General features: G+C 59.2%; 12 protein-coding genes. All 12 read right to left on the reverse strand.

Annotated features, from left to right (window positions below; translation table 11 throughout):
* Positions 1–99: 99 nt before the first annotated feature.
* The 12 genes from HU718_RS24880 to iscX all read right to left on the reverse strand — a co-directional run bounded on the left by HU718_RS24880 (position 100) and on the right by iscX (position 11864).
* Entirely contained in the window at positions 100–891 is a 792-nt protein-coding gene (locus tag HU718_RS24880) for an amidohydrolase (protein ID WP_150706998.1), read from the reverse strand.
* Positions 879–2027 (reverse strand): pyridoxal phosphate-dependent aminotransferase, encoded by a 1149-nt coding sequence (locus HU718_RS24885; protein WP_186615268.1) that lies wholly within the window; start codon positions 2025–2027, stop codon positions 879–881. Before HU718_RS24885 ends, HU718_RS24880 begins: the two co-directional genes overlap by 13 nt.
* Positions 2028–2197: 170 nt before the next feature.
* On the reverse strand, positions 2198–3667 hold the full coding sequence (gene der / locus HU718_RS24890) for a ribosome biogenesis GTPase Der (RefSeq protein WP_034156263.1): 1470 nt from the start codon (positions 3665–3667) through the stop codon (positions 2198–2200).
* 237 nt (positions 3668–3904) lie between these two features.
* On the reverse strand, positions 3905–5056 hold the full coding sequence (gene bamB, locus HU718_RS24895; protein WP_122604869.1) for an outer membrane protein assembly factor BamB: 1152 nt from the start codon (positions 5054–5056) through the stop codon (positions 3905–3907).
* The gene (locus tag HU718_RS24900; RefSeq protein WP_007916865.1) at positions 5049–5690 is read right to left on the reverse strand and encodes a YfgM family protein; all 642 of its coding nucleotides are present in this window, start codon (positions 5688–5690) and stop codon (positions 5049–5051) included. The genes bamB and HU718_RS24900 overlap by 8 nt, the downstream gene beginning before the upstream one ends.
* Before the next feature lie 41 nt (positions 5691–5731).
* The gene (gene hisS / locus HU718_RS24905) at positions 5732–7021 is read right to left on the reverse strand and encodes a histidine--tRNA ligase (RefSeq protein ID WP_016984369.1); all 1290 of its coding nucleotides are present in this window, start codon (positions 7019–7021) and stop codon (positions 5732–5734) included.
* 36 nt (positions 7022–7057) lie between these two features.
* Positions 7058–8167 (reverse strand): flavodoxin-dependent (E)-4-hydroxy-3-methylbut-2-enyl-diphosphate synthase, encoded by a 1110-nt coding sequence (gene ispG / locus HU718_RS24910; protein WP_186615266.1) that lies wholly within the window; start codon positions 8165–8167, stop codon positions 7058–7060.
* A 3-nt stretch (positions 8168–8170) separates the two neighbouring features.
* Positions 8171–9202, reverse strand: a complete 1032-nt coding sequence (locus HU718_RS24915) for a RodZ domain-containing protein (protein WP_150707001.1) — start codon at positions 9200–9202, stop codon at positions 8171–8173.
* Positions 9202–9960, reverse strand: coding sequence for a type IV pilus biogenesis/stability protein PilW (gene pilW / locus HU718_RS24920; RefSeq protein WP_186615264.1), 759 nt, complete (start codon positions 9958–9960; stop codon positions 9202–9204). The genes HU718_RS24915 and pilW overlap by 1 nt, the downstream gene beginning before the upstream one ends.
* A 12-nt stretch (positions 9961–9972) precedes the next feature.
* The gene (gene rlmN, locus HU718_RS24925; protein WP_016984373.1) at positions 9973–11121 is read right to left on the reverse strand and encodes a dual-specificity RNA methyltransferase RlmN; all 1149 of its coding nucleotides are present in this window, start codon (positions 11119–11121) and stop codon (positions 9973–9975) included.
* 28 nt (positions 11122–11149) lie between these two features.
* Positions 11150–11575 carry a nucleoside-diphosphate kinase gene (gene ndk, locus HU718_RS24930; protein WP_007916882.1) on the reverse strand — a complete coding sequence of 142 codons (426 nt, stop codon included), beginning with the start codon at positions 11573–11575 and terminating at the stop codon, positions 11150–11152.
* Between the two features lie 88 nt (positions 11576–11663).
* Positions 11664–11864: a Fe-S cluster assembly protein IscX gene (gene iscX / locus HU718_RS24935; RefSeq protein ID WP_038362961.1), complete on the reverse strand. Its 201-nt coding sequence runs from the start codon at positions 11862–11864 to the stop codon at positions 11664–11666.
* Positions 11865–11871 lie beyond the last annotated feature (7 nt).

Below are 11871 nucleotides of genomic sequence, written 5' to 3' on the forward strand. Positions count from 1 at the left end.
TATGGCCCCTTCGCGAGCAGGCTCGCTCCCACCTTTGCAATGCATTTCCCTGTGGGAGCGAGCCTGCTCGCGAAGGCGTCCTGACAGGCGCTGCGAGTATCAGGTGAACTCGAAGGTGTCGGCATCCAGATTCGCCGGAAAGCGCTCACGATAAGCCGCCAATGGTGCGGCTTCCAGAACCACCTTGAACACCCCGTCCGCCTCCCCCGCCGCCAGCAAGGTTTCACCCTGGAAATCCAGTACCTGGCTGTCGCCGGTGTAAGCGAAACCCTTGCCGTCGGTGCCAACACGATTCACCGCCGCCACATAGCAAAGGTTTTCGATGGCACGCGCCGGCAACAGGCGATTCCAGTGCAAACGCCGCGCACCCGGCCAATTGGCGGTGTACAGCAGTAGATCCGTATCCTGCGCATCACGACTCCACACCGGAAAGCGCAGGTCGTAGCAAATCAGCGGACGCACACGCCAGCCCTTGAGTTCGAACTGCACCTGGCGTTCGCCGGGGGTGTAGTGATTGTGCTCGCCGGCCATGCGGAACAGGTGACGCTTGTCGTAATGCAAGACTTCGCCGTCCGGCCGCGCCCACAACAGGCGATTGCGATGGCTGCCGTCGGCAGCCTGAATGATCACGCTGCCGGTGATCACTGCATTGAGCTTCGCCGCCTGAACCCGCAGCCATTTGCTGGTCGGGCCGTTCTCGGCTTCGGCAAGGGTTTCGGACTCCATGGAGAATCCGGTGGTGAACATTTCCGGGAGGATGATCAGATCCGCGCCCTGCGCCTGCTCCAGCAACTGCTCGAAATGCTCGAAGTTGGCCTGACGGTCGTGCCAGGCCAGGCTGGTCTGGATGAGCGCCAGGTTGAGATCGGGTAACGCACTCAGATCACGCATAGTTTTGCCGCCGCTTCACGCAGCGTCTCCTCGCGTTTGGCAAAGCACAGACGCACCAGGCGCTGGCCTTGCGGTGGGTTCTGGTAGAACACCGACACCGGGATACTCGCCACGCCGTGTTCGCGGGTCATCCACATGGCCATCTCGACGTCATTCAGGTCAGGACGGATCTGCGAGTAATCGACCAACTGAAAATAGGTGCCAGTGACACGGGTGAAGGTGAAGCGCGACGGCGCCAGCAGATCGCAGAACAGGTCGCGTTTGGCCTGATAGAAGCCCGGCAACTCTTCGACATGTTCCGGGTGCTCGGCCATGTAATCGGCCAGCGCGTATTGCAACGGCGTGACGCCGCAGAAGCTGACGTACTGGTGCACCTTGCGCAGCTCGGCCGTCAGCGCTGGCGGCGCGACGACGTAGCCGGTTTTCCAGCCAGTGACGTGATAGGTCTTGCCGAACGAGCTGACCACAAAGGCGCGCTGATACAGCTCTTCATGGGCGAGCACGCTGACGTGCGGCACGCCGTCGAATACCAGGTGTTCGTAGACTTCGTCGCTGATCAGGTAGATGTCGCGATCACGGATCAGCGCAGCCAGTTGATCCAGCTCGGCACGGCTGATCAGTGCGCCGCTCGGGTTATGTGGCGTGTTGATGACGATCATTTTCGTGCGCGGGCTCAGGGCGGCCGCGAGTTTGTCGAAATCGATGGAGAAGTCGTCCGGGTTCAGCTGCACATGCACGCAACGCCCGCCCGCCAACTCCGTCGCCGGTGCGTAGCTGTCGTAGCACGGATCGAACACGATGACTTCATCGCCGCTGTGGATAACCGCCTGAATCGCACAGAAGATCGCTTGGGTCGCGCCCGGCGTGACCGTCACTTCGCTGTCGGCATTGACCTGCACGCCATAGCTGCGAGCGATTTTCGCCGCAATCTGCTCGCGCAGCGCCGGCAAACCGGTCATCGGTGAATACTGGTTGTGGCCACTGGCGATGTGCCGACCGACCGCATCGCGCAACGACTGCGGGCCGTCAAAATCAGGAAAACCCTGGGACAGGTTGATCGCGCCGGTCTGCGCGGCGAGCTGAGACATCTGCGTGAAAATCGTGATGCCGACATTCGGCAGCTTACTGGTGATCATCGGTAGCCCCTTGCAGGTGAGCTGCAAGTTTCAAGCGCCAAGCCATAAATCTCAAGCGGCAAGTTACTAGCTGCAAGCTGCAAGCTAAATCCACCGCCCACAAAAAAGGGCTCTAACAGAGCCCTTTTTGCTTTGACTTGAAGCTTGCAGCTCGAAACTCGCAACTGCTTTTATTTCTTGTCGCGGCGCTTCTTGTCGGCTTTCTTGTGGTGCGACATCAAACGACGCTTCTTGTTGACCTGGCGGTCGGTCAGCGTGGTCTTGTTGCCTTCGTACGGGTTCTCGCCGCCCTTGAACTCGATGCGGATCGGCGTACCGACCAGCTTCAGCACACGGCGGTAAGTGTTCTCCAGATAGCGCACGTACGACTTCGGCACTTTCTCGATCTGGTTACCGTGGATCACGATGATCGGCGGGTTCGCACCACCCAAGTGAGCGTATCGCAGCTTGATCCGGCGGTTGTTGACCATCGGTGGCGCGTGCTCACCAACCGCGTCTTCCAGAATCTGGGTCAGACGGTTGGTCGGCCAGCGGGTGACCGCCGACTTGAACGAGTTCTGCACCGAAGCGTAGAGGTTGCCCACGCCAGTGCCGTGCAGGGCCGAGATGAAGTGAATGTCGGCGTAATCAACGAAGAACAGACGACGTTGCAGCTCGACCTTCACATAGTCGCGCTCGCTCGGCGTCATGCCGTCCCACTTGTTGATCGCGATGACCAGCGCACGACCCGATTCAATGGCGAAGCCCAGCAGGTTGAGGTCGTGATCGACCACGCCTTCGCGCGCATCCATCACGAAGATCACCACGTTGGCGTCTTTGATCGCCTGCAGGGTTTTCACCACGGAGAATTTTTCGACTTCTTCGTGGATCTTGCCGCGCTTGCGCACACCGGCGGTGTCGATCAGCGTGTACTTCTCTTCATTGCGTTCGAACGGAATGTAGATACTGTCACGCGTGGTGCCGGGTTGGTCGTAGACGATTACGCGGTCTTCACCGAGCATGCGGTTGACCAAGGTCGACTTGCCGACGTTCGGACGGCCGATGATGGCGATCTTGATCCCGTCTTTTTCGCTTGGGCCAGGAATGCGCTTGGCTTCCTCGCCTTCGGCAACGATCTCTTCTTCGCCTTCTTCCGGCTCTTCTGCGTCTTTGGGGAAATCACCCAGGGCGATTTCCAGCATCTGCGTGATGCCACGGCCGTGAGCACCGGCGATCGGGATCGCGTGGCCCATGCCCAGCGGAGCGAACTCAGCGCGGGCCATTTCCGGGTCGATGTTGTCGACCTTGTTGGCAACCACGTAGGAACGCTTGTTACGTTTGCGCAGGTGTTCGGCGATCATCTGGTCGGCGGCGGTGAAACCGGCCTTGGCATCTACCAGGAACAGCACAACATCTGCTTCTTCAATGGCCAGCAGCGACTGCTCGGCCATTTTTTCGTCCATACCATGCTCGTCACCGGAGATACCACCGGTGTCGACCAGAATGTAGGAACGCCCTTGCCACTTGGCCTCACCGTACTGGCGATCACGGGTCAGACCGGACAAGTCGCCGACGATGGCGTCGCGAGTCCTGGTCAGGCGGTTGAACAAGGTGGACTTGCCGACGTTCGGTCGGCCCACCAGGGCGATTACGGGAACCATGCGGCTCTCCACTTCGTTATTTCAGAAAATACAAAAGCCGCTGCGAGGCAGCGGCTGGTGCTCGGGGCAACACTGTGGGTGTTCTTTGTGGGAGCGAGCCTGCTCGCGAAAAACGCCAAAGCACCGCGTTTATTCAGGCCATCTGCGTAATCGTTGACGCACATCGCGAGCAGGCTCGCTCCCACATTCATACTCACAAGTGAAGCTGCCTGGGGGTGTTAACCCCAAGCATAGTTGTTACTTGATGGTCAGGGCTTCCAGTTTGCCGCTGTTGCCATAAACATAAATCGTGTCACCCACCACCAGCGGACGGGCACGCAGGCCGTCGCTGTCGATGCGCTCGCGGCCGACGAAACGACCGTCGACCTGGCTCAGCAGGTGCAGATAACCTTCCAGGTCACCCACTGCAACATAGCTGGAGAACACTTCCGGAGCCGACAGTTGACGGCGGGCCAGCGAGTCGTTGCTCCACAATGCTGTGGTGGAACGTTCGTCGACGCCTTCAACGGTGCCCGAAGACAGGCTCACGTAAACGCTGCCGAAACCCTGAGCGATACCAGCGTAGCTCGACGCATCGCGCTGCCAGAGTTGACGACCGCTTTCCAGGTCCAGTGCCGCAACGCGACCCTGGTAGCTGGCAACGTACAGCGTACCGCCGGACAACAGCAGACCGCCGTCGATATCGACCACGCGCTCCAGTTCCGAACGACCCTGTGGAATCGCGATCCGTTGTTCCCAGACCGGCACGCCGTTGGAAATGTCCAGAGCGACCACTTTACCGGTCGACAGGCCAGCCACCGCGAGGCGGTTGGTCACCAACGGGGCACTGGTGCCACGCAGGGTCAGTACGGCCGGCGTGCTGTCATACACCCAGCGCTGGGTACCGGTCGATGCATCAAGACCGATCAGACGATCGTCCTGAGTCTGCACCACCACGACGTCACCGTTGTTGGCCGGTGGCGCAAGGACTTCGCTGTTGACGCGGGCACGCCACTTCTCTTCACCGTTGCTGGTGTCCAGAGCGACGACTTCGCCACGCAGCGTACCGATCAGCACCAGACCGTAACCCACGCCCACGGCGCCGGAGACGGGCAGCTCAAGATCCTGCTTCCACTTCACATCGCCATTGCCGCGATCCATGGCCATCACCACGCCGGTCACATCGGCCGCGTAGATGGTGTCACCGTCGATCGCCGGCACCAGCATGTTGTAGGTTTCGCCCTGACCGTCACCGATCGAACGACTCCACTGCTTTTGCAGAACCACTTCTTCTTTGAAGTCGGTCAGTTCAGCCGGTGGCAATTCTTTCTTGCTGTTGCTGCTGCAACCCGCGGCCAGAAGGGCCAGAGCCAGCAATGCTGCATGCTTCCAACGGATCACGTCACGCATCCCCTTTGGCCAGGTCGTCGAGCTTGATTTGAAGGCCACCGACCGCCGCTTCATCCGACAGTGCCGCCTTGGCTTTTTGATACGCCTTGTTCGCGTCATCGGTACGGCCCAGCTGTACCAGCAGGTCGCCCTTGAGTTCTTCGCGAGTGGCCAGGAACGCCTTGTCGGCGTCGCCGTCGAGCAGTTTCAGGCCGTCTTCAGCCTTGTTCTGCGCACCCAGCACCTGCGCCAGACGCTGACGGGCGATCTCGCCCAGCGCCGGATTGGCCGGTTTGTCGACGATGGCTTTCAGCTCGGTCGCGGCGTCATCCAGCTTGCCGCTGTCGACCGCCACTTTGGCCACGAACAGGCTGCCGTACTGCGCGTAGGCAGAACCGCCGAATTCGCTGTTGAGCTTGCCGGCCAGGTCCGCAACGCGGGCGGCGTCAGGCTTGCCGTCAGGCGTCAGCGTGGTTTCCAGCAATTGCTGATAGAGCACCGAGGCGCCTTGCGACTGGTTGCTCTGATACTTGTGATAAGCCTGCCAGCCGAACACGATGACCAGCGCCAACAGGCCGCCAGTGACCAGAGGTTTGCCGTTGCGTGTCCACCAGTCCTTCAAATCCGCCAACTGTTCGTCTTCGGTACTCGACACCCCAATACTCCTTAATCGCTAAATCGGCTGTTTGGACAGCTTCAACCCTGCACGACGCAGGTGGCCAGGTGAGCGGCGAGCGCATCCCAGGCAATGCTTTGTTGTTCGCCCTGGCCACGCAGGGGTTTGAAACCTACCACTTGCTGGGCCATTTCGTCGTCACCGAGGATCAGTGCGTACAGCGCACCGCTCTTGTCGGCTTTCTTGAACTGGCTTTTGAAGCTGCCAGCGCCGGCATTGACTTGCAGACGCAGGTTTGGAAGTTGATCACGAACACGTTCAGCCAGGGCCAGACCGGCCAGCTCGGCTTCTTCACCGAAGGCGCACAGATAGACATCAACCTGACGGGAGATTTCTTCCGGGATCTGCTCCAGGGTTTCCAGCATCAACACCAGACGCTCGATGCCCATGGCGAAACCAACGCCGGTGGTCGGCTTGCCGCCCATCTGCTCGACCAGACCGTCGTAACGGCCGCCGGCGCAGACAGTGCCTTGGGCGCCGAGCTTGTCGGTGACCCATTCGAAAACGGTTTTGCTGTAGTAGTCGAGGCCGCGCACCAGTTTCGGGTTGAGCACGTACGGAATGCCAACGGCATCCAGACGCGCTTTCAAACCTTCGAAGTGCGCACGGGATTCGTCGTCGAGGTAGTCGGCCATTTTCGGCGCATCGACCAGCACCGCTTGAGTGTCGGCATTTTTCGTGTCGAGCACGCGCAGCGGGTTGGTTTTCAGGCGACGCTGGCTGTCTTCGTCGAGCTTGTCGTGGTGCGCCGAGAGGTACTCGACCAGCGCTTCACGGTAGCGACCACGGGACTCGCTCGTGCCGAGGCTGTTGAGTTCGAGTTTGACCGCATCACGAATGCCCAGCTCACCCCACAGGCGCCAGGTCATGGTGATCAGCTCGGCGTCGATGTCCGGACCGTCGAGGTTGAACACTTCCAGACCGATCTGGTGGAACTGGCGATAACGGCCTTTCTGCGGACGCTCGTGACGGAACATCGGGCCGATGTACCAGAGTTTCTGCACCTGGCCACCGCCGGTGATGCCGTGCTCAAGCACCGCACGCACGCATGCAGCGGTGCCTTCCGGACGCAGGGTCAGGGAGTCACCGTTGCGGTCTTCGAAGGTGTACATCTCTTTTTCGACGATGTCGGTCACTTCACCGATCGAGCGTTTGAACAGCTCGGTGAACTCGACGATCGGCATGCGGATCTGCTTATAACCGTAGTTATCCAGCAGACGCGCAACGGTGCCCTCGAAATAACGCCACAGCGGGGTCTGTTCGGGCAGGATGTCGTTCATGCCACGAATGGCTTGCAGAGACTTGCTCACTTTAAATCCTTAAATTCGTTCGGCGTTCAGTCAGGCTCAGCCGCGCGCGATAACCGCAGCATCAGCTTCGACCTTTTCGGCCGCTTTCTGGCGGATCAGCCTTTCCAGCTCGTCCACCAGATTGTCATTCGTCAGTTTCTGCGCCGGCTTGCCGTCGATGTAAATCAGGTTTGGCGTGCCGCCGGTCAAGCCGATATGGGCTTCCTTGGCTTCGCCGGGGCCGTTGACCACGCAACCGATCACCGCGACATCCAGCGGCACCAGCAGGTCTTCAAGGCGCCCTTCCAGCTCGTTCATGGTTTTCACCACATCGAAGTTCTGCCGCGAGCAACTCGGGCAGGCGATGAAGTTGATGCCACGGGATCGCAGATGCAAAGACTTGAGAATGTCGTAACCGACCTTCACTTCCTCGACCGGGTCGGCCGCCAGCGAGATGCGGATAGTATCGCCAATCCCCTCGGCGAGCAGCATACCTAGGCCCACGGCGGATTTCACTGTGCCCGAACGCAATCCACCGGCTTCGGTGATGCCCAGGTGCAGCGGCTGAACGATTTCTTTCGCCAGCAAGCGATAGGCTTCGACGGCCATGAACACGTCGGAAGCTTTCACGCTGACCTTGAAGTCCTGGAAGTTCAGGCGTTCGAGATGCTCAACGTGACGCAGCGCGGATTCAACCAGCGCAGCCGGAGTCGGTTCGCCGTATTTTTTTTGCAGGTCTTTTTCCAGCGAACCGGCGTTGACGCCGATGCGGATCGGAATACCGCGATCACGCGCAGCATCAACCACAGAGCGAACACGGTCTTCGCGACCGATGTTGCCCGGGTTGATACGCAGGCAATCGACACCCAGTTCGGCGACGCGCAAGGCAATCTTGTAGTCGAAGTGGATGTCGGCAACCAGCGGCACCTTGACCAGTTGCTTGATCTTGCCGAACGCCTCGGCGGCGTCCATGTCCGGTACCGAAACGCGAACGATGTCGACGCCGGCGGCTTCCAGACGATTGATTTGCGCAACAGTGGCGGCAACGTCATTGGTGTCGCTGTTGGTCATGCTCTGCACCGCGATCGGCGCATCGCCGCCCACCGGTACGTTGCCGACCCAGATCTTGCGCGAAACGCGACGTTTGATTGGAGATTCGCCGTGCATGACTTATTGACCCAACTTCAGGCGAGCAGTCTCGCCACTGGTGAACGGAGCGATATCGACCGGTTGGCCGTTGTAGCTGACCTGTGCGGCGCGAGCTACGCCCAGACGTACGTTAAGCGGCGGCTTGCCGGAAACGGTCACGCTGTCGCCTTTATGCTTGAGACCACTGAAAATCACTTTGCCACGGCCATCGGTCACTTGTGCCCAGCAATCGGCGCTGAACTGCAGTTGTACCTGACCATCGCCAGCCACCGGAGCGGCAGCTTCTGCGGTGGCCGCCGATGCAGCAGGAACAACCGGAGCGGTAACGGTCGGCGCTGGAGTGGCCGGCGCGTTTGGTGCTGGAGTAACCGGGGTGGTGACAACCGGCGCTGGCGTGTGACCCGGAGTAGTCGGCGTTGCAGCTGGAGCAACCGGTGCCGTTGGAGCAGCACCTTCGGCACCGGCCGATTCAGCCGTGGCTTCCGACTGAGGCAGCGCCAGCGCTGTAGAAGTATCGACCTGATTTTCCTCGACAGCCTGATCTTCCGGCTCGTCGATCGGGTGAATCTGGGTCGTGCCGTCAGCACCTTCGACTTCAACGTGCTCAGGGGCCAGGGACGTCAGGTCCTTGGTGCGCTGCGAAGTCTGATCCTGCCACCAGACGAAACCGCCGCCGATGACCGCGATCAGCAACAGCAGGCTGACAATACGCAAAATGGTGTGGGAAACCCGCACCGGCTCTTCGATACGGCCGAGGGCATGAACGTTGCTGCCCTGGGAGTCGGTGCCGGTGGACTGGTCGAATTGCTGAACCAGAACGGTCTGGTCCATGCCGAGCAACTTGGCATAGGCGCGAATATAACCGCGAGCGAAGGTATGCCCCGGCAGCTTGTCGAAAGCGCCGGCTTCAAGATTGCTCAGGGAAGTCACGGTGAGGTTGAGCTTGAGGGCCACTTCGGCCAGCGACCAGCCATTGCTTTCGCGGGCCTGGCGCAGGGTCTCACCGGGGTTAACGCGATTCGCTGCTACAACTTCGGGATGCGCCGCTTTCATCATTGCTCCGACAGGTATTGCTGATATTCCGGCGTACCGGGATAGAGTCGTTTTAATTGCAGGCCATAACTGGCGGCCTTGTCGCGATCTTCAAACACTTTTGCCAGCCGAACGCCGAGCAATAGACTACGTGCATTTTGTTCGGTCAGCAGGCTGAAACGGTCGTAATAATCACGCGCGGGCACATAATGCCTGTCTTCGAAGGACAACTCAGCCATTTCCAGCAATGCGCGTGGTTGTTGCCGGTTCAAACGCAGTGCTTTTTCCAACTGCTGCTGCGCCAGATCACGCTGACCGAGCTTCGCCGCCGTCATGCCGAGGTTTTCAAACACACGCGAACGCTCAGGATACAGGGTATCGGCGGCGGCCTGTTCAAAACGCTCGTAGGCTTCTTTATAACGCTGTTGTTCGTAGAGAAAACTGCCGTAGTTATTGAGAATGCGCGCATCGGCGGGACGGGAGGACAAAGCCTTGCGGAAGTGTTCGTCGGCCAGCTCAGGCTCCATTTCGGACTGAAACACCAAGCCGAGGGCAGCGTTGGCGTCAGGATCGGAACCGTCGATATCCAGCGCCTTCTTCAGCGGCACCTTGGCCCGCTCGCTCATGCCTTGCTGCAAGTACCCCAGCCCCAACTGCACATAGGCAGCCCGCGCTTCATCGCGGCCCTTGCTGGTCTTCATCGGGTTGTAGTCACCCGACAGGACACAACCAGCACACAGGCTGGCCAACAGCAACAGCAGCGCAAAGCGCAGGGACATAGAGATCCTCTCTTAGTTAGTGTTCGCGGCGTTCTGTGCCAGATCGCTGTCGGCGCTCAACTCGCGCACGGCGATGTAACGTTCGCTGCGACGGGTGCGATCCAGCACCTGCCCTACCAGTTGACCACATGCGGCGTCGATGTCTTCACCACGGGTGGTGCGGACCGTGACGTTGAAACCGGCCTGATGCAACTGATCCTGGAACCGACGGATCGCGTTGTTGCTCGGACGCTCGTACCCGGAGTGCGGGAACGGGTTGAACGGAATCAGGTTGATCTTGCACGGAATATTCTTCAGCAACTCGATCATCTCAACGGCGTGTTCAACCTTGTCGTTGATGTCCTTGAGCAAGGTGTACTCGATGGTCAGCACACGTTTCTCGCCAAGGGCGGACATGTAGCGCTGGCACGACTCGAGCAGCATCTTAAGCGGATATTTCTTGTTGATCGGCACCAATTGGTTACGCAATGCGTCATTCGGTGCGTGCAGGGACAACGCCAGGGACACGTCGATGTGCTTGGCCAGCTCATCGATCATCGGCACCACACCCGAGGTGGACAGGGTCACGCGGCGCTTGGATATCCCGTAGCCGAGGTCGTCCATCATCAGATGCATGGCGGCGACGACGTTGTCGAAGTTCAGCAGCGGCTCACCCATGCCCATCATCACCACGTTGGTGATGGCACGGTCGACGGTTGCCGGGACACTACCGAAAGATTTGTTGGCAATCCACACCTGGCCGATGACTTCGGCGGCGGTGAGGTTGCTATTGAAGCCTTGCTTGCCGGTGGAGCAGAAACTGCAATCCAGGGCACAGCCTGCCTGGGACGAAACGCACAGAGTGCCGCGTTTGCCCTGGGGAATGTATACGGTCTCGACGCAGCTGCCGGACGCCACGCGCACCACCCACTTACGGGTGCCGTCGCTGGAGATGTCCTCGCTGACCACTTCCGGACCACGGACCTCAGCAATAGCCTTGAGCTTGTCGCGCAAGGCCTTGCTGACGTTCGTCATGGCGTCGAAATCATCGACACCAAAGTGGTGAATCCATTTCATTACCTGACCGGCACGGAAACGCTTCTCCCCGATTGAGTCGAAGAATTTTTCCATTTCCTGTTGAGTCAGACCCAGCAGGTTGGTTTTTACAGTCGATGTAGTCATGGATTCACCTTCACTCTTAAGCCAATGCTTAGCGAGTGGTTACTTCAGTAGCTGCGAAGAAGTACGAGATTTCACGAGCAGCTGCGGCTTCGGAGTCCGAACCGTGAACAGCGTTGGCGTCGATGGAATCAGCGAAGTCAGCGCGGATGGTGCCGGCAGCAGCTTCTTTAGGGTTGGTAGCGCCCATCAGCTCACGGTTCAGAGCGATAGCGTTTTCGCCTTCCAGAACCTGAACAACAACAGGACCGGAGATCATGAAAGCAACCAGGTCGCCGAAGAAACCACGAGCGCTGTGCTCAGCGTAGAAGCCTTCAGCTTCAGCTTTGGACAGTTGCTTCAGTTTCGAAGCTACAACGCGCAGGCCGGCTTTTTCGAAACGAGTGGTGATTTCGCCGATGACGTTTTTTGCAACAGCGTCAGGCTTGATGATGGAGAAAGTGCGTTGAACAGCCATGGTGTAACTCCAGAAACGGTAATTTGCGAAAAATTAAACCCGCGAATTATACGCGGGTTCTTGGGTATTGCCTAACCTGCGAGGACGATCAGTCCAATTCATCATTCCAGAGCTGCTGAACTGCTTCCAACACCTTCTCGCCGACCCGGCCAGAGTTAGCGTCGAAGTCAGGCAGCTCTTTGATCCACTGCTGCAACTCGACGAAATTGACAGAATACGGATCTACACCCGGCTTGGCCTCGGCCAGTTCTTCTGCAATACGTTGAACATCATTCCAACCGTAGCTCATGACAGTC

Source organism: Pseudomonas tensinigenes, from assembly GCF_014268445.2.
Taxonomy (GTDB): Bacteria; Pseudomonadota; Gammaproteobacteria; order Pseudomonadales; family Pseudomonadaceae; genus Aquipseudomonas; species Aquipseudomonas tensinigenes.

Coding starts and splice junctions, on each gene's coding strand:
- HU718_RS24915 (WP_150707001.1), bottom strand. CDS start 9,202: ATGAAAGCGGCGCATCCCGAAGTTGTAGCAGCGAATCGCGTTAACCCC.
- iscX (WP_038362961.1), bottom strand. CDS start 11,864: ATGAGCTACGGTTGGAATGATGTTCAACGTATTGCAGAAGAACTGGCC.
- der (WP_034156263.1), bottom strand. CDS start 3,667: ATGGTTCCCGTAATCGCCCTGGTGGGCCGACCGAACGTCGGCAAGTCC.
- ndk (WP_007916882.1), bottom strand. CDS start 11,575: ATGGCTGTTCAACGCACTTTCTCCATCATCAAGCCTGACGCTGTTGCA.
- pilW (WP_186615264.1), bottom strand. CDS start 9,960: ATGTCCCTGCGCTTTGCGCTGCTGTTGCTGTTGGCCAGCCTGTGTGCT.
- rlmN (WP_016984373.1), bottom strand. CDS start 11,121: ATGACTACATCGACTGTAAAAACCAACCTGCTGGGTCTGACTCAACAG.
- ispG (WP_186615266.1), bottom strand. CDS start 8,167: ATGCACGGCGAATCTCCAATCAAACGTCGCGTTTCGCGCAAGATCTGG.
- bamB (WP_122604869.1), bottom strand. CDS start 5,056: ATGCGTGACGTGATCCGTTGGAAGCATGCAGCATTGCTGGCTCTGGCC.
- HU718_RS24885 (WP_186615268.1), bottom strand. CDS start 2,027: ATGATCACCAGTAAGCTGCCGAATGTCGGCATCACGATTTTCACGCAG.
- HU718_RS24880 (WP_150706998.1), bottom strand. CDS start 891: ATGCGTGATCTGAGTGCGTTACCCGATCTCAACCTGGCGCTCATCCAG.